Source organism: Nocardia sp. SYP-A9097 (assembly GCF_009649815.1).
GTDB lineage: Bacteria > Actinomycetota > Actinomycetes > Mycobacteriales > Mycobacteriaceae > Nocardia.
The window spans coordinates 16,806-43,764 of sequence record NZ_WJIC01000027.1 but is presented as its reverse complement, the minus strand read 5'-3'; the positions used below and the strand labels follow the sequence as shown (position 1 = coordinate 43,764).

The window sequence follows — 26,959 nt, the reverse complement described above, 5'->3', positions numbered from 1 at the left end:
GCCGGTCCGCTGTCACGGGCTTCACGAGATGCCCAATTCCTTGTCGATGAGGTCGAAGAGTTCGTCATTGCTGGCGGACTCGATGGCCTGTTCCGGTTGTGCCCCAATGGATTCCGCACCGAAGGCTTCGACGCGCGCCAGTGCCCGCCGCAATCTCGTGGCCAGTTCGGCGGGCAGGTCCGCCTCGTGCTGCGGGAGCAGGGCGTCGATCTGCGCCTCGAGCCGGCTCAGCTCGGTGAGCAGTGGAGGGACGGGTGGCGGGGCCGCGGCGGTGACCTTGCCGAGCAGGAACCGGGTCAGGGCTTCGGGGGTGGGATGGTCGAAGACGAGGGCAGCCGGCAGCCGCACCCCGACCGCATTCGCCAGCCGATTGCGCAGTTCCACGCCGGTCAGCGAGTCGAAGCCGAGGTCCTTGAACGGGCGCACCGGGTGGATCTCCGCGGCCGACGCATGGGCCAGCACGGCCGCGGCATTGGCGCGCACGACATCGAGCAGGATCCGGTGCGCCTCGGCCGGGGCGAGCCCGGCCAGCCGATCGGCCAGGCCCGCCGCCGCGGTCGCGGCCGCGTCCCCGACCCGGCGCAGGGCCGGCCGGGGCGCCCGGACCAGGCCACTGAGCACGGGTGGAACCACGGTTCCGGCGGCCGGCCGGGAACGAACGAGCCGAGCGGCGAAGACGTACGGATGCACCGAGCGACAGGCCGCGTCGAACAGTGCGAGCCCCTCGGCCGAGTTCAGCGCGCCGATGCCCGAACGGGACATACGGTGCTCCTCGGCGCCGGCCGTCATCTCGCTGCGCTCCTCCCACAGGCCCCAGCCGATCGAGACACCGGCCAAGCCCTGCGCGCGCCGTTCGGCCGCCAGGGCGTCGAGGGCGGCATTGGCGGCGGCGTAGTTCGCCTGCCCGGCGCCGCCGAGCAGCGCTGCCCCCGAGGAGAACAGGACGAAGGCCGCCAGGTCGCGATCGCGGGTCAGTTCGTGCAGGGCGAACGCGGCATCCACCTTCGGGCGCCAGACCCGTTCCACCTGGGCCGGGGTGAGCGCGCCGAGGACGCCGTCGTCGAGAACGCCAGCGGCATGGACGACCGCGGTGAGCGGACGGTCCGCCGCGATGGCGTCCAATACGGCCGAGAGGGCACGGCGATCGGTGATATCGCAGGCGAGAACCGTTGCTTCCGTGCCGAGTTCGGCGAGCTCAGCGGCGAGCTCGGCCGCGCCCGGCGCCTCGGCGCCGCGGCGGCTGATCAGAATCTGGTGCCGCACACCGTATTCGGTCGCCAGGTGCCGGGCGACGAGCCGGCCGAGAGCGCCGGTCCCGCCGGTGATCAGCACGGTGCCCGCCGGGTCGATCGGCGCGGGCACCAGCAGTACGTTCTTGCCGATGTGCCGGGCCTTGCTCAGGTGACGGAACGCCGCCGGAGCCTGCCGGACGTCCCAGCAGGTGATCGGCAGGGGGCTGAGCACGCCCTGCTCGAAGAGCGCCAGCACCTCGGCGAGCAGCTCGCCGATGCGCTGCGGGCCCGCCTGCACCAGATCGAAGGCCTGGTATCGCACGCCCGGATATCGGCTCGCGACCTCGCCAGCGTCGCGCACGTCGGTCTTGCCCATCTCGACGAAGGCACCACCACGAGGCAGCAGGCCGAGTGAGGCATCGACGAATTCCCTTGCCAAGCAGTCGAGTACGACATCCATACCGCGACCTTCGGTGACATCCCGGAAATGCTGCGCGAATTCGAGTGTCCGCGTGGAGGCCAGGTGCGCGTCATCGAACCCGTTGGCACGCAGCACATCCCATTTACCCGGGCCGGCCGTGCCGAAGACTTCGGCTCCGGCATGCCGGGCGAGCTGCACCGCGGCCATCCCGACACCGCCGGTGGCCGCGTGCACCAGCACGGACTGTCCGCGGCGGAGACCAGCGAGATCGAACAACCCGTAGTAGGCGGTGAGGAAGGCGATCGGTGCGGACGCCGCCTGCGCGAACGACCAGCCGGTGGGAATCCGCGCGACGGTCGCGCGATCGGCGACGACGACCGGGCCGAACGCCCCGCCGAAGACACCCATCACCCGGTCGCCCGGCATCAGGTCGGTCACGCCGGGACCGGCTTCCAGGACCGTGCCCGCACCTTCGCTGCCGACGGTCGGCTGGTCGGGGTCCAGACCCAGGGCGACCACGACATCGTGGAAGTTGAGGCCGGCGGCGCGCACGGCAATGCGCACCTGACCCGCCCGCAGCGGGGCCAGGGCCGCGGGCGCGGGCAGCAGCGCCAGCCCGTCGATCGTGGCGTCGCGCCCGAGCCCCAATCGCCAGGCCGGTTCGTCCGGCGGGGTGAGCACGTCGCGGGCATCGGCGCTCAGGCGCGGCACGAACACCTGCCCGCCACGGACCGCGTACTGCCCCTCTGCCGCACCCGTGGCGAAAAGCGCTGTCACAAGCGCATTCAGCGATGCGGGGTGGGCATCGACGTCCGCGAGCACAAATCGTCCGGGATGTTCGATCTGTGCGGTACGCAGCAGCCCCCACACACCGGCCTCCGCCCAGTTCGCCTCGCGGTCCCCCGGCCCGGTCCGAACCGCGCCGTGGGTGATGACCACCAGGCCCGACTGCGCGAAACGCTCGTCGGCCAGCCAGCCCTGAACCAGCTCGAGCGCGCGAACGGTGTCGGCCTGCCACACACTGCGCGGCTCGTCCTCGATGCCGCCCGAAACGCTCGCGAGCACGAAGTCAGGGATCGCCTCCGCTGTCACGCTCAACGCCGCGAGGTCCGGCCAGGCCGTCGCGGTGGACAGCATGGCGTGCAGGCCGCCGCCGAGTACCGCACAGCGACTCGCGCCCGCCGCATCGACGACCCCGGACGCGGATTCGCCTGGCGTGAGCGCGGTTTCACCGGCCCCGGACACGGGCGTCCACTCCACGTGCAGCATCCCCGCCGCGTCCGGGCGCAGACCGCCGGCGGGCATCGGGCGCAGCGCAAGGGAATCGACGGTCAGGACGAGGCGGCCGGTGAGGTCGCGGGCTTCCAGTGACACTTCCTCGGCATCACGGGCGCTGATGCGGACGCGGAGTGCGGACGCTCCAGTGGCGTGCGCGGTCACGCCGGTCCACGAGAACGGCAGCCGCGCAACGTCATCGCGGTCGGGCAGCAGCACGGAGGCTTGCAGGGCCGCGTCCAGCAGCGCCGGGTGCAGGAGATAACCGTCGCCGTCGCGCTGCTGAGGCAGGGCGATCTCGGCGAAGATCTCGCCGTGGTGACGCCAGGCCGCTCGCACACCGCGGAAGATCGGCCCGTAGTGATATCCGGCCGTGGTGAACCGGTCGTAGAGCTCGGAGGTGTCGAGGGGTTCCGCATCGGCAGGCGGCCAGGCCACGACGCTGTCCTCGCGATCCTCGCCGCGCGGGGCGAGGGTGCCGGTGGCGTAGGCCGTCCATTCCGCCGCGGCGTTCCGGTCTGTGGTGACGGTGTCCTGATCGGGTCGGCCGTGCACGTTCAGGGTGCGATATCCGCCGGGTCCGGCCGGACCGACTCGTACCTGCAGGCGCAGCGCGCCGCGCTCGGGCACGGTGAGCGGGGTCTGCAGGATGAGCTCGTCGATCAGGCCGCAGCCCACCTCGTCAGCGGCGCGGAGCGCGAGCTCGAGGAAGGCGGTGCCGGGCAGCAGGGTGACGCCCGATACCGCATGCTCGGCCAACCAGGGCGTGGTCGTGCGGGACAGCAGCCCCGTGAACAGTTGTTCGTCGGAGTCGGCCAGGTCCACTGCGGCACCGAGAAGCGGATGACCGGTGGCGGCGAGCCCCGCGGCGGCTACATCGGCCGGGCCGGTGGCGGCATCGAGCCAGTACCGGGTGCGCTCGAACGCATAGGTGGGCAGCTCCACCCGGTGAGCCCCGGGGTACAGGGCATTCCAGTCGAGATCGACGCCGCCCGCATGCGCCTCGCCGAGCGAGAGCAGCAGCCGTTCGAGGCCGCCTTCGCCGCGGCGCAGCGTGCCCGTGACGACGGCCGACGGTGCGGAGTCCGCCAGCGTCTCGCCGATCCCGGCCGTGAGCACCGGATGCGGGCTGATCTCGAGGAAGGTGGTGTGCCCGGTGTCCGCGAGCGCGCGCACGGCCGGTTCGAAGCCGACGGTGCCGCGCAGATTGCGGAACCAGTATTCGGCGGAGAGTTCGGGGCCGGCCAGCCAGGTCGCGTCGAGCGTGGAATACATGGGCACCCGGCAGGTTCCGGGCCGGAGCCCCTCCAGTGCCGCGATCAACTCGTCCCGGATCGCGTCCACGTGCGCGGAGTGCGAGGCGTAGTCGACCTCGATGCGGCGAGCCCGCACCCCGTCGCGTTCGCAGGCGGCCAGCAGTGCGTCGACTGCGGCCGGATCCCCGGCCACCACCGTGGCGGCAGGGCCGTTGACGGCGGCGAGGGCGAGTCCACCACCGTTGGACTCCAACAGGATTCGGACTTCCGCGACGGGCAGCGACAGCGAGGCCATCGCCCCCTTGCCGGCGATCGCGCGCAGCAGCCCGCTCCGCAGTGCGACGACCTTCGCGCCCTCCTCGAGTGACAGTGCGCCCGACACCACGGCCGCGGCGATCTCGCCCTGCGAATGTCCGAGCACGGCATCCGGTTCGACGCCGTACCCACGCCAGGTCGCCGCGAGCGAGACCATCACGGCGAACAGCGCGGGCTGCACCAGATCCACCTGTTCCAGCGCGGCCGGGTCACCGAGGATTTCCACCAGCGCGCGGTCGACGTACCGGGCGAGGGCGCGTTCGCATGCTGCCATCGATTCCGCGAAAACCGCACTCGTGCCGAGCAATTCGAGCGCCATACCCGCCCATTGCGCGCCCTGGCCGGGAAAGACGAACACCGTGCGACCCACGGCCCCGGCGGTGCCCTGCGCAACCCCGGCGGCGGGGGTGTCCTGCGCGACTGCCCGCAGTCCGGTCATCAGCCGCGCACGGTCACCGGCCAGCACCGCGCGGTGCGGATGACGGCTCCGGGTGACAGCGAGGGACAAACCTATATCGGCGCAAGGCAATTCGGGCCGCGCGTCGAGGTGCCGGAGCAGCTGTTCGGCTTGCGCTCGCAGTGCCCTGACGGACCGGGCGGACAGCACCCAGGCGACTGGGCGCTCGCCGGGCGGCACCGGGCCCGGCGCGGAATGTCCGTCCTGTACCCGAGGCGAATCCGCGGGTTCGGGCGCCTGTTCGAGCACCACGTGGGCATTCGTCCCGCTCACGCCGAAGGCCGAGACGGCGCCGCGGCGCGGGCGTCCCGTCTGCGGCCACGCCTGCGACTCCGCGAGCAGCCGCACCGCGCCGGAGGACCAATCCACCTGTGCGGACGGTTGATCCATGTGCAAGGTCGCGGGCAGGATGCCGTGCCGCAGCGCCTGCACCATCTTGATGACGCCACCGACTCCCGCTGCCGCGGAGGTGTGCCCGATATTGGATTTCAGCGATCCCAGCCACAACGGTGCACGCTCGGCGCGATCCTGGCCGTAGGTCGCCAGCAGGGCCTGCGCCTCGATCGGATCGCCGAGCCGGGTGCCCGTCCCGTGGCCTTCGACGGCGTCCACGTCCGCGGTGCTCAGCCGGGCGTCGGCGAGCGCCGCCCGGATCACTCGCTGCTGCGCCGGACCGTTCGGGGCGGTCAGGCCGTTGGAGGCGCCGTCCTGGTTGACGGCCGAGCCGCGCACCACGGCCAGTATCCGGCGACCGTTGGCCAGCGCGTCCGAAAGGCGTTCCAGCAGTAGCACGCCCACGCCTTCACCGAATCCGGTGCCGTCCGCCGCGTCGGCGAACGCCTTGCAGCGGCCGTCGGGGGCGAGCCCGCGCTGGCGGCTGAACACCACGAACAGTTCGGGGCTGTTCATCACCGTGACGCCGCCCGCCAGCGCCATATCGCACTCCCCCGTCCGCAGGGACCGCACCGCGAGGTGCAGCGAGACCAGCGACGACGAGCAGGCGGTGTCCACGGTGACCGCGGGACCCTCGAGCCCGAGGACGTAGGAGACGCGGCCGGAGGCGACGCTCGCGGAGTTGCCGGAGCCGAGGAACCCCTCCACTTCCTCCGGCACGTTCCCGATCAGCCGGACGGCGTAGTCGTGATGCATGACGCCGGTGAACACGCCGGTCCGGCTGGCCTGCAGGGTCGCCGGATCGATGCCGGCGCGTTCGAGCACCTCCCAGGAGGTCTCCAGCAGCAGCCGCTGCTGGGGATCCATCGCGAGCGCCTCACGCGGTGAGATCCCGAAGAATCCGGCGTCGAATTCGGCTGCGTCGTAGAGGAATCCGCCTTCCTTCACGTACGAGGTGCCGTGCCGTTCGGTCTCGGTGTCCGGATCGTAGAGGTTGGGGAGGTCCCAGCCGCGGTCGGCGGGGAAATCGGAGACCGCGTCGGTGGCGGAGGCGACCAGGTCCCACAGTGCCTCCGGCGAGTTCGCGCCACCGGGGAACCGGCAACCCATGGCGACGATCGCGATCGGCTCGTCGACGGCATCGTGGCGCGCGGCGGGCGCGACCACCGGTACCGGTGCGGTCGCGCCGGCCAGCCGGGTGTCGAGGTGGTCGGCGAGGGCGGCCGGGTTGGGATGGTCGAAGACCAGGGTGGCGGGTAGGCGCAGTCCGGTGGCGAGGTTGAGCCGGTTGCGCAGATCCACCGCCGCCAGCGAATCGAAGCCGAGATCCCGGAACGCCCGGCCCGGTTCCACGGCCTCCGCGGCGGCATGCCCGAGCACGGCGGCGACCTGGGCGCGGACCAGTTCGCGCAGTTCCCGGCGGCGCTCGGCCGCGGGCAGAGCGGTCAGGCGTTGCGACGGGCCGGCGGCATCGTCACCACCGAGCGGCATCGCCGCAGCCCGGCGCGCGGCCGGGCGGACGAGGCCGTGCAGCAGCCTGGGTATCGGTTCCGTGGCGACGCGGGCCCGCAGTGTCGCGAGGTCGAGCGGCATCGCGACCAGGTGCGGTTCCTCCGACGCGGTGGCGGCGTCGAAGAGTTCGAGTCCCTGCCGATCGGTCAGCGCAGGCATACCGGACCGGGCGATCCGGCGGGCGTCGGCCTCCCCGAGATGACCGGTCATCGCACTGCGCTGTTCCCACAGCGTCCACGAGATCGACTGCCCGGCCAGACCGTTGGCCCGGCGATGCTGGGCCAGCGCGTCCAGGAACGCATTTGCGGCCGCGTAGTTGCCCTGCCCCGGGCCACCGAAAACGCCTGCGGCAGAGGAGAAGAGCACGAATGCGCGCAGATTCTCACCGGCCGTGAGACGGTGCAGATGCAGGGCGGCGTCCACCTTGGGCCGCAGCACCGCGTCGATGCGGTCGGGGGTGAGCGCCGCGATGACGCCGTCGTCGAGGACGCCCGCAGCGTGCACCACCGCCGTGAGCGGATGTGCGGCGGGGATGTCGTCGAGCAGCTGCCGCAGTGCCGCGCCGTCGGCGACATCGCAGGCGATGACCACGCACTGGACGCCGAGACCGGTGAGCTCCTCGACGAGCTCGGCCGCACCGGCCGCGGCGGGACCACCGCGGCCCGCCAGAACGAGCCGGCGCGCGCCGGCGGCAGCCAGGTGCCGGGCGATCCGCGAGCCGATCAGACCGGTGCCACCGGTGATCAGAACCGTGCCGTCCGGATCGGCGAAGGACTCGAGGCGCTCGGCAATGGTTGCCCGCACCAGCCGGGGTATGCGGACCTCGCCGCCGCGCACCGCCAGCTGATCCTCCTCGACAGTTGCGACAATCGCTGTCAGGGAAGGGATTTCACTCGGATCATCCACATCGGCCAGGACGAACCGCCCCGGATGCTCCGACTGCGCCGTGCGTACCAGCCCCCAGATCGCGGCCCCTGGCAGATCGGCGATGTCCTCACCCGGTGCCGCCGCGACCGCCCCTCGGGTGACCGCGATCAGGCGCGCATCCGCGAACCGCTCCTCGGCGATCCAGTCCTGCACGAGCGCCGCGGCGGCGTGCACGGCACGATGGGTGGCAGCCGCGTAGGCGTCGGAGGTATCGACCGGGTCGGCACCGACAACGGCGGAGACAGCCGAATCCGCTCGCACGGCAACGGAATCCAGGGCCTCGGCAACCGAATCCGCAGTCGTGGCAATCGGATCCGCGACCGCAGTGACGAGCATCGGCGCGACGACCAGCCCGGGCGCGGCGTCGCCCGCGATGACGGCGGCACGCAAGGCGGCGAGGTCCGGGTAGCGGTCGGTGCCGAGCACGATCGGCTCGGCGGCGTCGGTCGGCACGCTGCGTTCGGCGCGGCCGGCCGACACGCTCGACTCGGTCATGACGGTGGGACGTCCGGTGAAACGCGCGGGAGTCCAGTCCAGGCGGAAGAGCGATTCGTGGCGGACGGCCTGCTGCGGCGCCTCGGACACCGGGCGCAGCAGCAGGGCGTCGATGGAGATCACCGGTTGCCCGGCGGCATCCCACGCCTGCAGCGAGACGGCGTTCTCCCCGGCCGGCGCGACCTTGGCCCGCAGGGCGGTGGCGCCGTGGGCGTGCAGGGCGGACCCGGTCCAGGCGAACGGCATGCGGCCCGTCTCGTCTCCGGACAGGCCGGTGACGTGCAGCACGGCATCGAGCAGGGCCGGGTGCAGGCTGAAAAGCGCTGCCTCGGCGTGCGTTTCGGGCGGCAGCACGGCCTCGGCGTAGATGTCCTCGCCCAGGCGCCAGGCGGCGCGCAGCCCCTGGAACACGGGCCCGTAGCTGAATCGACCTGCGGCGAAGCGCTCGTAGAGTCCGGTCAGGTCGATCGCCGTCGCACCGGGTGGCGGCCAGGAAGCAGTGGGCGGCGCGGCGGACAGGGCGGCCGGCGGCGGGAGTTCATCGGACAGTGAGCCACTGGCGTGCCGGGTCCAGGGGTCATCGGGTGCGGCGTCGGCGGGGCGGGCGTAGACGCTGATCGCGCGCAGACCGCCGGCTTCGGGTGCGCCGGCGGTCACCTGCACGTCGACGGGGTTCGCGGACAGGGCGAGCGGTGCTTCCAGGGTGAGCTCCTCCACCCGGCGCAGGCCTGCCTGATCGGCGGCACGGGCGGCGAGTTCGAGGAAGGCGGTGCCCGGTAGTAGCGCGGCGCCGAGCACCGAGTGTTCGGCGAGCCACGGGTGGGTCCGCGTGGACAGGCGGCCGGTCAGCACGAGGGCGTCGCCGTCGGCGAGGGTGACGACCGCGCCCAGCAGTGGATGCCCGGCGGCGGCGAGGCCTGCCGCGGTCAGGTCACCGGTCACCGGACCGGTGTCCTCCAGCCAGTACCGCTGTCGTTGAAACGGGTAGGTGGGCAGGTCCGCGTGCGCGGCGGGTAGATGGGCGTAGACGGGCCGCCACTGTACGGGGATGCCCGCGGTCCAGAGTTCGCCCGCCGAGGCGTGGAACCGGGCGAGCCCACCGTCGTCGCGGCGCAGGGTGCCGGCGACCTGCGCGTCATGCCCTGCGGCGCTGACGGTTTCCTCGATCGCGACCGTGAGCACCGGATGCGGGCTCACCTCGACGAAGGCGCGCAGTCCCGCGTCCAGTGCGGTGGTGACGGCCTCGCGCAGCTCGACGGTCTGCCGCAGATTGCGATACCAGTAACCGGCGTCGAGGGTGCGCGTATCGAGCGTCGCGCCGGTCACCGTGGAGTAGAAGGGCACCTCCGCCGCACCCGGGGTGATCCCGGCCAGCAAGGTCAGCAGTTCGTCGCGGATCTGCTCGATATGGCCACTGTGCGAGGCGTAGTCGACTTCGATGCGCCGGGCCCGCAGGTCCCTGGCCTGCGCGTGGGCGAGGAATTCGTCGACCGCCGCGAGCTCACCGGAGATCACTACCGCGGCGGGCCCGTTCACGGCGGCTATCGAGAGCCGATCACCCCAGGGAGCCAGTTCCGTTCGGACTCGGTCGGCCGGAAGTTGCACCGAGGCCATCCCACCCGCACCCGCGATCGCACGCAGCGCACGGCTGCGCAAGGCCACCACCTTCGCGCCGTCGTCCAGTGACAACCCGCCCGCCACCACCGCGGCGGCGATCTCCCCCTGCGAATGCCCCACCACCGCAGCGGGTTCCACCCCGAGTGACCGCCATACGGCGGCCAGCGACACCATCACCGAAAACAACACCGGCTGAACGACATCCACCCGGTCCCACACTGCTCCCGAGCGAACGAGCCCCAGCAGTGACCAATCCACGAACGGCGCCAGAGCCGCCGCACACTCGGCCATCCGCGCCGCGAACACCGGCGACTCGTCCAGCAGTTCCCGCGCCATCCCGGTCCACTGCGAACCCTGCCCCGGGAAGACGAAAACCACGCGGCCGGTGCGGATTTCACCGCCACGCACCACGGTGGGCGACGGCAGCCCGTCCACCAACGCCGTCAGGTCGTCCACCAGGCCCGCCCGGTCCCCGGCCGACAGCACGGCCCGATGATCGAAGACGGTACGACCCGCCAGAGTCCGGCCGGTCCCGTCGAGGTCTAGGTCCGGGTGCCCGGCAAGATGGGCGCGCAGCCGCTCGGCCTGAGCACGCAGACCCGCGCGGTCACGAGCAGAGAGCAGCCACGGCAGGGCGGCAGCGGTGGCAGACCGCGGGCCCGCGTTCGACTTCGACTCCGCGGCAATCGATTCGGCCCGCCCCGCGGCGTTCGGCTCAGCCACCGCGACTTCACTCGGCTCCGCCTCGGCCTGTTCGAGGATGACGTGCCCGTTGGTGCCGCTGATTCCGAAGGAGGACACGGCGGCTCGCCGCGGATGGTCCGTCTCCGGCCACGGCGTCGGTTCGGTGACCAGCCGGACGGTGCCCGCTGACCAGTCCACCTGGGTGGTGGGGCGGGCGGCGTGCAGGGTGGGCGGCACGGTGCCGTAGCGCATGGCCATGACCATCTTGATGACGCCGCCGACGCCGGCGGCGGCCTGGGTGTGGCCGATATTGGATTTCAGCGACCCGAGCAGCAGGGGCCGGTTGCCGTCGCGGTTCTTCCCGTAGGTGGCCAGCAGCGCCTGCGCCTCGATGGGGTCGCCGAGCGCGGTGCCGGTACCGTGCGCCTCGACGACGTCCACCCCGTCGGGGCGCAGCTGCGCGTCGGCCAGCGCGCGGCGGATGACGCGCTGCTGGGCAGGCCCGTTGGGGGCGGTGAGCCGGCTGCTGGCGCCGTCCTGGTTGACGGCGCTGCCGCGGACCACCGCGAGGATCGGGTGCCCGTTGCGGCGGGCGTCCGAAAGGCGTTCCAGCAGCAGCATTCCCACGCCTTCACCCCAGCCGGTGCCGTCGGCCTCGTCGGCGAAGGATTTGCAGCGCCCGTCACCGGCGAGACCGCCCTGCCGGCTCATTTCCGTGAAGGGCACGGGCGTCGACATCACCATGGCGCCACCGGCCAGGGCCAGCCCGCATTCGCGGCGGCGCAACGCATGCGCCGCCAGGTGGATGGCGATCAGCGAGGAGGAGCAGGCGGTGTCGACCGTGATCGCCGGGCCTTCGAGACCGAAGGTGTAGGAGATCCGACCGGAGGCGACGCTGCCGGATTGACCGTTGCCGAGGTAGCCCTGCACATCGTCGGGCACCCGGTGCAGGCGCAGCGCGTAATCCTGATACATCACGCCCGCGAAGACTCCGGTATCGCTGCCACGCAGCGTGTTCGGGTCGATCCCGGCCCGCTCGAACGCCTCCCAGGTGGTCTCCAGCAGCAGTCGCTGCTGGGGATCCATGGCGAGCGCCTCGCGTGGGGAGATGTTGAAGAATTCCGGTTCGAAATCGGCGACCTCGTCGAGGAAGCCGCCCTCGGCGGAATAGGTGCTGCCCGGCCGCTGCCGGGTCGGGTCGTACAGGGAGGCCAGGTCCCAGCCGCGGTCGCCCGGGAATCCGGCGATGGCATCCGTACCGGATTCGACCATCTCCCAAAGCTTTTCGGGCGTGTCGACACCGCCCGGATACCGGCAGCTCATGCCGACGACGGCGATGGGTTCGCGGCCCCTGGCCTCGGCCTCGGTGAGGCGATTCCGGGTGTGGTGCAGGTCTGCGGCCACCCGCTTGAGGTAGTCGCGCAGCTTGTCATCAGTCACGGATATCGTCACCTTCGTAGATCGAGGACGGGAGTTGCGCGCTCTCCCCCATTCCGAGTTCGTTGTCGATGAAGTCGAAGAGTTCGTCGTCGGTCGCGCGGTCCATGCGGTCCCCGAGCCCGGGATCGGCGTTGGCGCGCAGGGTGTTCAGCAGGATCTGCAATCGGTCCAGCAGCTGCGGATCGGCCGGGCTATCACCGAACGCCTGCTCCAGTTGTTCGAGCTCGGCCAGGCCGCCGGATACCGGTTCGGTGTCCTCCGGCGTCAGTTCGGCGGCAAGGTGTTTCGCGACACCCGCCGAGGTCGGGTAGTCGAACAGCAGCGTGGCCGGCAGGCGCAGGCCGGTCGCCGCGTTGAGCCGGTTGCGCAGTTCCACCGCGGTGAGCGAGTCGAACCCGATCTCCAGCAGCCCGCGATCGTCGTCGACCGCTTCCGGATCGCCGAAGCCGAGGACCGTGGCCGCCTGCAGCCGGACCAGATCCAGCAGAATGCGTTCGCGCTCGGCTGTATTCCGGCCGCGCAGCCGGTGCGCGATGGACTCGGTGGCGGCGGCGCCCGCCACTCGCCGCGACCGCGGGCGTATCAGGCCGCGCAGCATGGGCGGGTAACCGGCGGCCGCGGTCGCCTCCAGGTCCAGGCGCAGTGGCAGTGCGGCGGGTTCATCGGCGGCGACCGCCAGATCGAACAGGCGGACGCCGTCCTCGGGGGTGAAGGCCAGGATGCCGCCGCGGGCGATGCGGCGCAGATCCGCTTCGTCGAGCGAACCGCTCATACCGCCCTCGGTGGTCCACAGCCCCCAGTCGAGGGCGGCCGCGGGCAGGCCCTGCGCCCGCCGCCGATGCGCCAGTGCGTCGAGGAAGGCATTGGCCGCCGCGTAGTTGGCCTGGCCCATCCCACCGAAGACACCGGCGATGGAGGAGAACATCACGAACGCCGACAATTCCGTCCCGGCGGTCAGCTCATGCAGATGCAGGGCGGCATCCGCCTTGGGCCGCATGGCTTCTCGCAACCGCTGCGATGTCATCGCGCCGATCACGCCGTCGTCGAGCACACCGGCCGCATGCACCACCGCGGTGAGTGGATGCGCCGCGGGAATCCCCGCGAGCAGCGCCGCGACCCGATCCCGGTCGGCGACATCGCAGGCGACGATGTCGATATCCGCACCGAGCGCGGTCAATTCGTCCCGCAGTGCGCCGGCGCCGTCCGCGGCGAGTCCACGCCGGCCGGTCAGTACCAGCCGCCGCACGCCGTGCTCGGACACCAGGTGTCGCGCGATATGCCGCCCGATCGCCCCGGTGCCGCCGGTGATCAGGACGGTGCCGCCCCGCTCCCACACCGGCGTCTCGGGCTCGTCGGCCCGCGGAACCCGGCCCAGTCGAGCCTGATACGCCACACCCGAACGCACGGCCAACTGCGGCTCGCCGGATGCGATCGCGGCAGGCAACGCCGCCACCGAGGCGTCGTCACCATCCAGATCCGCGATCACGAATTGGCCGGGATGCTCGGTCTGCGCGGTACGCACCAGCCCCCAGACCGCGGCGTGCGCCAGGTCCGGCACATCGGCATCCGGCCGCACAGCCACCCCGCCACGCGTCACCAACAGCAGCGTGACGCCCCGAAACCGCTCCTGCGCGAGCCAACCCTGGACCAGTGCGAGCGCGTACTCGGTGGCGAACCGCACCGCCGAGACCTCCTGGCGCGGCACCGATCCCGACGCGATCGGCGTCACCGGCGCACCATCCGCCGACTCCTCGAGGCCGTGCGGAATCGGGGCCACCACGACAGCCGACAGGTCACCCGCCATGAACTCGGCGAGGTCAGCCACCGCGCGGGTGGCGCCCGCCGCGGCCCACTGCGTCACCTCGTCGCCGAGGACCGCCCAGTTGCCCACTGCCCCCGGCATTTTCACCGGCACGGCGGGCCATTCGACCCGGAACAGCTCCTCGTGTCCGGCGGCCGGGCGGGCGGCGCCGACCTGATCGGCGGACACCGGCCGTAGTACCAGGGAGCGCATCGTGGTGACGGGATCGCCCGCGGCGTCCATTGCCAGCACCTCCACGGCGTCGCGGCCCGCCGGTCGCAATCGGATTCGCAGGGCGGACGCGCCCGAGGCGTGCAGGCGAACGCCGTTCCAGGAGAACGGCAGCCAGCTCTGGGTCGAACCCGCGAGGATCCCGAAGGTCAGTGCGTGCAGGGAGCTGTCGAGCAGGGCGGGGTGCAGGCCGAATCCGGCCGCGTCGCCGCGATGCTGTTGCGGCAGGCTCGCTTCGGCGTACACCTCGTCGCCGAGCCGCCAGGCGGCCCGCAGACCCTGGAAGGCCGGTCCGTAGGCGAAGCCGCCCTGTTCGAAGTGCGCGTAGAGGTCCGTCACGTCGATCGGTTCGGCGCCTCGGGGCGGCCACTCATCCACGGCGGCAGGCTCGTTCGGCTCGCTGTCGGTGAGCAGGCCGCTGGCGTGGCGGGTCCACGACTGTCTGGGAGACGCCGTCTCGGGTCGCGAGTAGACGGCGATCGACCGGCTGCCGTCCGCATCGGATGCGCCCACCGAAACCTGCAGCAGCACAGCGCTGTCCGGCGCGATCACCAGGGGCGCCTCCAGCAGCAGCTCGTCGACCTCGGTGCAGCCGGCTTCGTCGCCGGCGCGGATGGCCAGTTCGAGGAAGGCCGTCGCCGGGAACAGCGCCGCGCCCAGAATGGCGTGGTCCGCCAGCCAGGGGTGACTGCGGAGGGAAAGCCTGGTGGTGCACAGGAATCCGCCGGTGTCCGGGAGTTCGACCAGTCCGCCCAGCAGCGGATGCCCGGCGGGACGCAGGCCCGCCGACCCGACATCACCGATGGCCGCGTCGGCCTCCAGCCAGTAGCGCTCGCGCTGGAAGGCGTAGGTGGGCAGGTCCACGTGCGCGCCGGCCGGGCCGCCGAGGAACCGCGCCCAATCGATCGCCAGGCCGCGAGTGTGCAGCTGCGCCAGCGCCGTTGTCGCCGAGGTGGTCTCGGCACGATCGCGGCGCAGCAGCGAGATCAGGGCGTCCGGATCGACACCATGCTCGGCGAGGCTGTCGCGGCCCATGGCGGTCAGTGACTGGTCGGGGCCCAGTTCCAGGAATCGGGTGACGCCCTGTGCGTGCAGGCACGCCATACCGTCGTGGAAGCGAACGGCCTCCCGTACGTGCGCAACCCAGTAGTCGGCGGTGCCGATCTGCTCGGCACTCGCAACCCGGCCAGTCAGATTCGAGACGACCGGGATCAGCGGCGCCTGGAAGGCGACGGTTTCGGCGATCCGGCGGAACTCGTCGAGCATCGCGTCCATGTGCGGGGAATGGAAGGCGTGGCTGACCGTGAGCCGCCGCGCCTTACCCCCCGCCGACTGCCAGCGCGCGGCGATACCGAGCGCGGCGTCGGCGTCACCGGAGACGACCGTGGCGGCCGGGCCGTTCACCGCCGCGATCGACACCCGGTCCTCGAACCTTGCCAGCAGCGCCAGCGCCTCCGCCTCCGAGGCGGTCAGGGCGATCATGGCGCCGGCCTCCGGCAGCGCCTGCATCAGCCGTCCGCGAGCCGCGACCAGCCGGGCGGCATCGGGCAGCGACAGCACGCCCGCGACGTGCGCCGCGGCAAGCTCGCCCACCGAATGCCCGAGCAGCAGTGCGGGACTCGCACCCCAGTGCTCCAGCAGCCGGAACTGAGCCGTCTCCAGTGCGAACAGCGCGGGCTGGGTGAAGGCGGTGGTGTCGAGCAGGGCGGCCTCGGGCGAACCGGCCGGGGCGAACATCACCTCGCGCAACGGCCGGTCGAGGACGGTGTCGAACTCGGCGCACGCCGCGTCGAGCGCGTCGGCGAAGACCGGTTGGGCGCGGTAGAGCTCCGCACCCATGCCGGGTCGCTGACTGCCCTGGCCGGCGAACAGGAAGGCCGTTTTGCCCACACCGGACCGCCCGCGCAGCACACCGGGCGCGGTACCGTCGGCCGCCAGCGCGCGCAAGCCCGCCAGCAACGTCTCGCGGTCCCCGGCGACGACGGCGCCACGGTGCTCGAAGGCGCTGCGCTGCAACGCCAGCGCCCTGCCGATCTCATCGACGCCGAGCGCGGGACGGTGCTCCGCATACGCCAGCAGTCGCCCCGCCTGCGCCCGCAGGGCGGAAGCGCTGCGACCGGAGACGAGCCACAGCCCGCCACCCGCGCCTTCCGATACCGGGGCCGAATCGGTTTCTGCGGGAACGTGTTCCAGGATCGTGTGAGCATTCGTGCCACTGACCCCGAAGGAGGATACGGCGGCCCGGCGCGGGTGGCCGGTCTCGGGCCACGCGGTGTTCTCGGTCAGCACGGTCACCGCGCCCGCGGACCAGTCGACCAGCGGGGTCGGCCGGTCCACGTGCAGTGTGCCCGGCAGTACACCGTGCCGCATGGCCTGCACCATCTTGATGACTCCGGCGATACCGGCGGCCGCCTGCGCGTGCCCGATATTCGATTTCAGTGAGCCGAGCAGCAGTGGCCGATCCGCCGGCCGATCCTGCCCGTAGGTGGCCAGCAACGCCTGCGCTTCGATGGGATCACCGAGCCGGGTGCCGGTGCCGTGCGCTTCGACCGCGTCGATCTCGGCGGCGGTCACTCCGGCGCTGGCCAGGGCCTGCGCGATGACGCGCTGCTGGGCCGGGCCGTTCGGTGCGGTGAGGCCGTTGCTGGCGCCGTCCTGGTTGACGGCCGAACCCCGGACCAGCGCCAGCACCGGATGCGCGTTCCGGCGTGCGTCCGAAAGGCGCTCCAGCACAATGACACCCGCGCCCTCGGCCCAGGCCGTGCCGTCGGCCGCGGCGGCGAACGGCTTGCAGCGGCCGTCCTCGGCGAGCCCGCGCTGCCGGCTGAACTCGACGAACGATGTGGGAGTGGCCATCACCGCCACACCGCCCGCCAGGGCGAGCGTGCACTCACCGCCGCGCAACGCCTGCGCGGCAAGGTGAATGGCGACCAGCGACGAGGAGCACGCCGTATCCACGGTCACCGCGGGCCCCTCGATCCCGAAGGTGTAGGCGATGCGGCCGGAGGCGACACTGCCCGCACTGCCCAGACCCAGATAGCCTTCGAGCTCCTCGGACGGCTGCCGCACGCGGGCGCCGTAGTCGTGATAGCTGGAGCCGACGAACACACCGGCGCGGCTGCCCGTGAGCGACAGCGGATCGATCCCGGCCCGTTCGAACGCCTCCCACGCGATCTCGAGCAGCAGCCGCTGCTGCGGATCGATCGCCAGCGCCTCGCGCGGGGAGATGCCGAAGAAGGCGGGATCGAATTCGGCTGCGCGGTGCAGGAATCCGCCGTGCCGGGTGTACGAGGTGCCCAGCTGCCCCGGATCACCGGAGTAGAGCTCCTCGAGATCCCAGCCGCGGCCGACCGGGAACGGCGAGATGGCGTCGACGCCGTCACGGACCAGCTGCCACAGGTCCTCGGGGGATTCGACATCGCCGGGAAAGCGGCAGCTCATTGCCACGATCGCGATCGGATCCTCCTCCGTCGCAGCGGATCCGGCAGGTATCGACGGCACCGGGATCGCAGCGGTCGCGGTCGCCGGCCCGGTGGTCGCCGCGGCCTCGACGCCCAGCAGTCCGCCGATGTGCGCTACGAGGGCGGTGATCGTGGGATGGTCGAAAACGAGGGTGACCGAGAGCCCCAGCCCGGTGGCCGCCGCCAGCCGGTTGCGCAGATCGACGGCGGTCAGCGAATCGAAGCCGAGATCCCGGAAGACCCGGCCGGGCTCGATACCGTCCACCTCCGAATAGCCGAGTGTCGCTGCGACTTCCGCTCGGACCAGCGTGGTCAGTTGCTCCTCGCGCTCGGCGGCGGACAGTCCGGCGAGCCGTCCCGCAAGGGAGTCACCCTCGTCGCCGTCACCGGCGCTCGTGCCGAGGAACGGTACGGCCTCCGGCAGGTCGCGCAGTAAGGTGTTGGGCCGCAACATGACCGAAGTACGGGTGAATCGCTCCCAGTCGAAACCGGAGACGATGAGCCGTGTTTCACCGTCCGCCAGAGCCGCGCCCAAGGCGGCGAGGGCCAGGTCGGGTGCCATCGATTGCAGCCCGGCGCGGACGAGCCGATCGCCCACCGCGGCAGCCGCGCTGTTACCCGCCCACAGACCCCAGGCCATCGAGGTGGCCGGGAGGCCCAGTGCCCGGCGCTGTTCCGCGAGGGCGTCCAGATAGGCGTTGGCCGCCGCATAGCTGCCCTGACCGCTGCCCGGCAGGGTCGCGGCGAGCGAGGAGTACAGGACGAACCCGTCCAGCTCCAGATCGCGGGTGAGTTCGTCGAGGTGCACCGCCGCCTCGACCTTGGGACGCAGCACGGCCGCAGCACGTTCCGGGGTGAGCGCATCCAGCACGCCGTCGTCCAGGACACCCGCCGCGTGCACCACGGTGCGCAGCGGCCGGTCGGCCGGAATCGAGGCCAGCAGGGCGGCAAGGGCATTCCGGTCGGTGACATCGCACGCGACACCCGCCGCCGCCACACCCAGGTCCGCCAGCTCGGCCACCAGTGCGGCGACACCGGGCGTAGCGGCCCCCTGCCGACCGGCAAGCACGATATGCCGGGCCCCGGCGTGCGCCAGCCACCGCGCGACATGCGCACCGAGAGCGCCGGTGCCGCCGGTGATCAGCGCGGTCCCCGAAGTGGTCCAGGTGGCGTCCGGCGCGACCGGCTCGGCCCGCACCAGGCGGCGAGCGAAGACACCCGAGGCGCGCAGCGCGAGCTGCTCCTCACCGTCGAGTCCGGCGAGCACGCGGGCCAGCCGGTCGAGCACCCGGTCCTCGTCCCACCGCACCGGCAGATCGATCAGACCGGCCCAGCGCTGCGGGTACTCCATTCCCGCAACAGCACCCAATCCCCAGGTCATGGCCTGGTCCGCGACGGGCGCCGGATCCGAGCGGCCCACCCGGACCGCACCGACGGTCGCGGCCCACACCGGTGCCGCGACACCGGCATCGCCCAGCGCCTGCACCAGTGTCACGCTCAGGGCCAGACCGGACGGCAGTACCGGCGCCGACGCGTGCCCGCCGGACGCGAGTCCCAGCAGCGACAGCACCCCGGCGGGTGCCCCGGTGCGGAGGCGGTCCCGCAGATGGTCGGCAACAGCCGCCCGGTCGTCATTGCCGAGCGGCACGGCCACGACGGTGGCGCCGTGTCGTTCGAGGGCGCTCGCGCAGGCGGCGACGGCCGGGTCGGCCGTTGCCCGGGCGGGGACGATCAGCCACCAGATGCCTTGCAGCACCGGTCTTTCCGCGCTGATCGGCAGGGGTTTCCAGATCACCCGGTAGCGCCAGGTGTCCACCACGGAACGGTCGCGGCGGTCGCGATGCCACGAGGAGAGGGCGGGCAGTACCGCGCGCAGCGAGGCCTGCGCCTCGTCGCCGGCCATCCGCAGCGTGCTCGCCACGGTCGCGACGTCACCGCCCTCGACTGCCGTCCAGAATCCGGCCGCGACCGGGTCCGCGCCGGCCGTTCCCGCCTCGGCGCGGTCGGCGCCGGGGGCCTGCAGCCAGTACCGGGAACGCTGGAAGGCATAGGTCGGGAGTTCGGTGCGGCGGCCACCGGTGCCGGAAAGCACGGCCTCCCAGCCGATGTCGGCGCCGCAGGTGTGCAGGGAGCCGAGGGAGAGCAGAAAACGGCGCAGGCCGCCGTCACCGTCGGTGAGGGTGCCGGTGACACATCCGGTCACCTCGGCCGAGTCGATCGCCTGCCGCAGCCACACCGACAGCACCGGATTCGGGCTGACCTCGACGAACACCGTGTGCTCGTCACGCAGCAGCGCTGCGACGGCGGCCGAGAACAGGACCGGCTCCCGCAGGTTCCGGTACCAGTAGTCCGAGTCCAGCGCAGTGATTTCGAGTCGCGCGCCGGCGGCCGCGGAGTAGAACGCGATATCCGATGCCTGCGGCGTCACACCGGAGAAGGCTGTATCCAGTTCGGCGCGCAGGTCTTCCACCTGCGGCGAGTGCCCGGCGAAATCGACGCCGGGTAGCGCCCACGACATGATTCCGGCGTCGGCCAGCCGCTCGCTCAGCTCCTGGAGCGAGGTGGGATCCCCGGATACCGTCACCGAGCCGGGACCGTTCACCGCGGCCACCGAAACCCGATCCGCCCATGGCTGCAGGTATTCGGTGATCGCGTCCGCCTGAACGGCCGCGAACAGCATCCCGCCTCGGCCGACCAGGGGCAGCAGCGCCTTGCTGCGCAGGGCCACGATGCGCGCGCCGTCCGCGAGCGACAATGCGCCCGCCACCACCGCGGCGGCGATCTCCCCCTGCGAATGACCCACCACCGCAGCAGGCACCACACCGAAGGACCGCCACACCGCAGCCAACGACACCATCACCGAAAACAACACCGGCTGAACCACATCCACCCGATCCAACGAACCCGACGAACGCAACACATCAACCAACGACCACTCCACGAACGGCGACAACGCCACCGCACACTCACCCATCCGCGCCGCGAACACCGCAGACTCCTCCAACAACTCCCGAGCCATCCCCACCCACTGCGAACCCTGACCCGGAAACACGAAAACGGTCCGGCCGACGGTGGCCGCCGTGCCCTGTATGAGCAGGCCGTCGGCACGTCCTGCGGCCAGTGCGGTCAGGCTCGCGAGCATGGCGTCGCGGTCGTCGCCGCCGATCACGGCCCGATGTTCGAACAGTGTCCGATCGTGGATCAGGGAGTACCCGACATCCGCAGGAGACACCGCGGGCCGGGCCTCGAGGTACTCGGCCAGCCGGGCCGCCTGGGCCCGCAGCGCCTGCTCGGTGCGACCCGAGAGCGGCCACAGCACGGGGCGGCCCGGCTGCGGCGCGATGGCTTCCCGTATCGGCCGATCAGGCTGCGGCGCACCGATTTCCGGATCCACCGCGGGCGCCTGCTCGATGATGACGTGCGCATTGGTGCCACTGAGTCCGAAGGAGGAGACCCCCGCGCGGCGCGGCCGTTCGTTCGGCATCCACGGCTCGGCCTCCGCCAGCAGATCGACCGCGCCGGTCGACCAGTCCACGTTCGGGGTGGGTTCGGTGGCGTACAGCGACTTCGGCAGCAGGTCGTGCCGCAGGGCCTGCACCATCTTGATGATGCCCGCGACGCCCGAAGCGGCCTGGGTGTGGCCGATATTCGATTTCACCGACCCCAGACGCAGCGGCCGGTCCGCGGGCCGGTCGCGCCCGTAGGTGGCCAGCAGGGCGTCGGCCTCGATCGGATCGCCGAGCTTGGTGCCGGTGCCGTGTCCTTCGACCACGTCGATATCGGCCGCAGTGAGCCCGGCGCCGGCGAGTGCCGCGCGGATGACCCGCTGCTGCGCCAGCCCGCTCGGGGCGGTGAGGCCGTTGCTGGCGCCGTCCTGGTTGATCGCGGAGCCGCGGACCGTGGCCAGCACCGGATGACCGCTGCGCCGGGCGTCGGAGAGTCGTTCCAGCAGCAGCACGCCGACGCCTTCGGCAATGCCGAAGCCGTCCGCGGCGGCGGCGTAGGACTTGCAGCGACCGTCGGCGGCCAGGCCGCGCTGGCGGCTGAAACCGGTGAGCGACAATGTCGATCCGAGTACGGTGACGCCGCTCGCCAGGGCGAGCGTGCATTCTCCGCTGCGCAGGGCCTGCGCGGCCAGATGCACCGCGACCAGTGACGAGGAGCAGGCGGTGTCCACCGTCATGGCGGGACCCTCGAGTCCCAGGCTGTAGGCGATGCGGCCGGACAGCACGCTGGTGGACACGCCCGCGATGAGATGGCCCTCCACTTCCGCGGGCACGTCGTGGTTGCCGTACCCCTGGTAGGCGGCGCCGGCGAAGACGCCGGTCCGGCTGCCGCGCAGGGTGGCCGGGTCGATGCCCGCGCGCTCCAGCGCCTCCCAGGAGGTCTCCAGCAGCAGTCGCTGCTGGGGATCCATGGCCAGCGCCTCGCGCGGCGAGATGCCGAAGAAGCCGTTGTCGAATTCGGCTGCGTCGCTGAGGAATCCACCCTCGACGGCATAGGTCGCGCCGGGCCGGTCCGGGTCGGCGTCGTAGAGCGCCGCCAGGTCCCAGCCGCGGTCGGCCGGCAGTTCGGCGACGGCGTCGCGGCCCTCGACCAGCAGGTCCCACAGGCCGTCCGGATCGTGCACACCGCCCGGATAGCGGCAGGCCATGCCGATGATCACGATGGGGTCCCGGTCGTCCACGGTGACGAGCGGCAGCGGCTCGGACGTGTCGGTCGCGGCGCCCAGCGCCAGTTCACCCAGGCGCCGGGCGAGCGCGGTGGCCGAGGAGTAGTCGAAGATGACCGTCACCGGCAATCGCAGCCCGGTGGCGGTATTGAGCCGGTTGCGCATCTCGACGGCGGTCAGCGAGTCGAAACCCAGGTCGCGGAAGGCTCTTTCGGGTTCGACCTCAGCGGCGGAGTCGTGGCCGAGCACCCGGGCGGCGTGGGTGCGCACCAGATCGATCAGGAGGCGGTCGCGGTCGGCGGGGGCGGCCTCGCGCAATCGGCGGCGCAGTGTCGCGCCGGCCCCGTCGTCTGCACTGGGCGCATCCTCGGCGGCCAGGATGCGCCGCACCTCCGGCAGGCTCGTGATCAGAGGGCTCGGCCGCACCGAGGTGAACACCGGTGCGAACCGGTCCCAGTCGACGGCGGCCACCAGGATGACGGTGTCGTCGTTGTCGAGCACCCGGCCCAAGGCGCCGAGCGCCACCGCGGGCGGCATGAACGGAATGCCGCGGCCGCGCAATTGCGCCTCGGCGAGGTTGGCCGCCATCCCGCCGCCCTCGGCCGGATCCCAGATACCCCACACGATCGAGGTGCCGCTCAGGCCCCGGGCTCGGCGGTTCTCGGCGAGGCCGTCGAGGTAGGCGTTGGCGGCAGCGTACGCGCCGTGCGCATCACTGCCCCAGACCGCGGAGATCGAGGAGAACAGGACGAAGGCATCCAGCGCGTCGGCGCCGAACACGGCGTCGAGATTCTCGGCGCCGCGAACCTTGGCGTCGAGGGTTTCGGCGAAGTGGTCGGGATCGGTGTCGGCGAGCGGGATCAGCACACCCGTCCCGGCGGCGTGGATCACGGTGCGGATATCGGCTCCGCCGCTTCGCAATTCGGCGACGAGCGCGGCCAGTGCCGCCCGGTCCCCGACATCGCAGGCGGCGATCGTCAGCCGGGTGCCACCGCCGGCCAGCTGCTCGGTCAGCTCGCTCAGACCGTCCACCCCGACCGCGCCACGACGGCCTACCAGCACAATGTGTTTCGCGCCGCGATCCGCGAACCAGCGGGCCAGATGCCTGCCGACGCCACCGGTGCCGCCGGTGATCAGAATCGTGCCGCGCGGCTGCCAGGGACGCGCCGCCGCGATGTCCCCGAGTTCGGCGCGGACCAGCCGCCTGCCGTGGATCCCGGCGGCCCGGATCGCGACCTGATCCTCATCGTCCAGGCGAGCGAGCACCTGACGCAGTCGCAGCGCGGCCTGCTCGTCGAGGGTGGCGGGGAGATCGACGAGACCACCCCAGCGGGCCGAATGTTCCAGTGCCGCAACGCGACCGAGACCCCAGAGCAGGCTCTGCGCCGGGCTGGTGAGCACATCGGCCGCATCGACGGCCACCGCGCCACGGGTGGCCCACCACATCGGAGCGGCGCAGCCGCTGTCGCCGAGGGCTTGCAGCAGCACCAGACTCAGCGCGGTGCCATCGGTCATCTGGGGATTGCGCCGGTGCGGGGATTCGTCGAGACCGAGCAGGGACAGCACCCCGGCCGCCGGCTCCGGCAGTCCGGCGAGCACGTCGGCGAGTAGAGCGCTCAGCGCCACCCGATCGTCGGCGGACGCGCCGAGCACGATCGGCACGACGGTGGCGCCGACGGCGGTGAGCGCCCGCGCACATCCGGCGGCCAGCGGATCGCCGCTGGTTGCCGCGGAGGAGACGAGCAGCCAGGTGCCGGTGAGTGTCGCGCTCGGCCGGTCGGTGAGCGATTCCCAGTCCACGCGGTAGCGCCAGGAGTCGGCGGTGGCACGGTCTTCGAGCCCGCGCCGCCAGGCCGCGAGGGCGGGCAGTACCGCACCCACCGTGTCGGCGGGATCCATGCCGAGGGTGGCGGTGAAGGCCGCGAGATTGCCGTCGTCGACGGTCTGCCAGAAGGCGGTCTCCGCGGGGTGCGCGGCCATCGGCGCGATATCGGCGTCCTGCGGGCGTTGCAGCCAGAACCAGCGGCGCTGGAACGCATAGGTCGGCAGTGGCACCGCGGTGCCGGGTGTCTCGGCGAAGAATGCGGACCAGTCCGGGGACAGTCCCCGGACCTGTGCCTCGGCGAAGGAGCACAGCGCGGTGTCCAGACCGCCCTGATCGCGGCGCAGCGTACCGACGGCCGTGGCGTCGGCACCGGCGGTCTCGGCGGTCTGATTCACGCCGACCGTCAGCACGGGGTGGGTGCTCGGCTCGACGAAGAAGGTGTAGCCGTCCTCGAGCAGGGTCCGGGTGGCGTCGGCGAAGCGCACGGGCTGACGCAGGTTGCGATACCAGTACTCGGCGTCGAGCGTTCCGGTGTCACGCCAGTCGGCATCGACGGTGGAGAAGAACGGAATCTCGGCGGGGGCCGGCGCGATATCGGCGAGGGCAACCAGCAGCTGCGCACGGATCTCCTCGACCTGCGGCGAATGCGAGGCATAGTCGACCGGGATCACCCGGGCGCGGATATCGGCGGCCACCAGGTCCGCGGCGAATCGCTCGATGGCGTCGGCATCACCGGAGACCACCGTCGACGCGGGCCCGTTGACGGCCGCGATCGAGATCCGGTCCGTCCAATCGCGCAGGCGAGCAGTCAGTTCCGCGACCGGCAGCGGTACCGAGGCCATACCGCCGCGGCCCGCCAGCACCGCGATGGCCTGGCTACGCAATGCGACAACCTTCGCACCGTCCGCCAGCGACAGTCCACCCGCCACCACCGCGGCGGCGATTTCTCCCTGCGAATGGCCCACCACCGCGGCAGGTTCCACACCGAAGGACCGCCACAGCGAGGACAGCGACACCATCACCGAGAACAGCACGGGCTGAACGACATCCACCCGGTCCCAGGCATCACCCTCGAAGACGCGTTCGCGCAGCGACCATTCCACGAACGGCGCCAGCGCCGCCTCGCACTCGGCCATCCGTGCCGCGAACACCGGAGACTGTTCCCACAGGTCGCGGGCCATGCCCACCCACTGTGAGCCCTGCCCGGGAAACATGAAAACCACTCGGCCGGTGTGTGTTTCACCGCCGCGAATCAGCCGCTGCGCATCGTCACCCGATTCGAGTGCGCGCAACCTCGTCAGCAGGTCGTCGCGGCTGTCGGCGATCACGACCGCGCGATGCTCGAACGCGGTACGCGTGGTGGCCAAAGCCCTTGCGATGCGGTCTGTTCCGGTGCCGCCGTCCCGCTCCACGAGCGTGTGCAGGCCGCGAGCCTGGGCGGCGAGCGCCTCCTCGGTGCGGGCGGATACCACGAACGGAAGCAGCCCCGGTGCGTCATCCGAAGTTGTTGCGGGCATATCGGTTTCGTGTTCACCGGCGTCGAATTCAGGTGCCTGTTCCAGCACCACATGCGCATTGGTCCCGCTCACCCCGAACGAGGACACGGCCGAACGCCGCGGCCGCCCGACCTCCGGCCACGCCTGTGCCTCGGACAGCAACCGCACCGCACCGGAGGACCAATCCACCTGCGAGGACGGCTCTTCCGCATGCAATGTCCGCGGCAGCACGCCGTGCCGCAGCGCCTGCACCATCTTGATGATCCCGCCCACGCCCGCGGCCGCGGAGGTGTGCCCGATATTCGATTTCAGCGATCCGAGCCACAGCGGCCGGTCGGATGGCCGCGCACGGCCGTAGGTGGCCAGCAGTGCCTGCGCCTCGATCGGATCGCCCAGCCTGGTCCCGGTCCCGTGCGCCTCGACGACATCCACCTCGGCCGTGGACAATCGGGCATCGGCCAGTGCGGCCCGGATCACCCGCTGCTGTGCGGGACCGTTGGGTGCGGTCAGACCGTTCGACGCACCGTCCTGGTTGACCGCCGAACCGGCCACCACCGCCAGCACCCGGTGACCGTTGGCGACCGCGTCCGAAAGGCGTTCCAGCAGTAGCACTCCCACACCCTCGGACCAGGCGGTGCCGTCGGCGGTCTCGGAGAATGCCTTGCAGCGGCCGTCGGGGGCGAGGGCGCGCTGGCGGCTGAAGGAGACGAAGGCGTCGAGTTCGGCGCCGACGGTCACGCCGCCGGCCAGCGCCATCGTGCATTCCCCCGAACGCAGCGAACGCACGGCCAGGTGCAGTGCGACCAGCGAGGACGAGCAGGCCGTATCCACGGTGAAGGACGGTCCGGTCAGGCCGAGCACATATGACAAACGACCGGAAACGACGCTGCCGGTGGTCCCGGTGTGCAGCAGGCCCTCGACCTCCGGGACGGTGGCGCAGCCGGCGCCGTACCCGTTGACCATGGCGCCGATGAAGACACCGGTGGCGCTGTTGCGCAGGGTGGCGGGCACGATATCGGCGCGTTCCAGGGTTTCCCAGGCCACCTCCAGCAGCAGCCGCTGCTGCGGGTCCATGGCCAGCGCCTCGCGCGGTGAGATGCCGAAGAAGCCCGGGTCGAATTCTCCTGCGCTGTACAGGAAACCGCCGTTACGCGTGTAGGAGGTGCCCGGGTTGTCCGGGTCCGGATCGTAGAGTCCGTCCACGTCCCAGCCGCGGTCGCGCGGCCATTCGGTGATGGCGTCCGTGCCGGCGGTGACCAGGTCCCACAGCTGTTCGGGCGAATTCGCGCCGCCCGGATACCGGCAGCCCATCCCGACGATCGCGATCGGCTCGTGCCGGGCATCCTCCGTCTCACGCAGCCTGCGTCGCACGTCACCCAGGTCGGCGGTGGCGCGCCGCAGGTATTCCAGGAGTTTCTCGTCGTTCGGCATCTTCGTATCCGTCCTCAG

At 71.7% G+C, this 26,959-nt stretch carries 2 protein-coding genes; both read right to left on the bottom strand.

Annotated features, from left to right (window positions below; translation table 11 throughout):
- Window positions 1-21 precede the first annotated feature (21 nt).
- The gene (locus GFY24_RS33560) at window positions 22-12,024 is read right to left on the bottom strand and encodes an SDR family NAD(P)-dependent oxidoreductase (protein WP_309231646.1); all 12,003 of its coding nucleotides are present in this window, start codon (window positions 12,022-12,024) and stop codon (window positions 22-24) included.
- Window positions 12,017-26,941 carry a type I polyketide synthase gene (locus GFY24_RS33555; protein ID WP_153809144.1) on the bottom strand — a complete coding sequence of 4,975 codons (14,925 nt, stop codon included), beginning with the start codon at window positions 26,939-26,941 and terminating at the stop codon, window positions 12,017-12,019. Before GFY24_RS33555 ends, GFY24_RS33560 begins: the two co-directional genes overlap by 8 nt.
- Window positions 26,942-26,959: the final 18 nt, after the last annotated feature.

What these genes read in the sequence shown, in the direction of transcription:
- GFY24_RS33555 (WP_153809144.1), bottom strand. Translation starts at nt 26,941, where the DNA reads ATGCCGAACGACGAGAAACTCCTGGAATACCTGCGGCGCGCCACCGCC.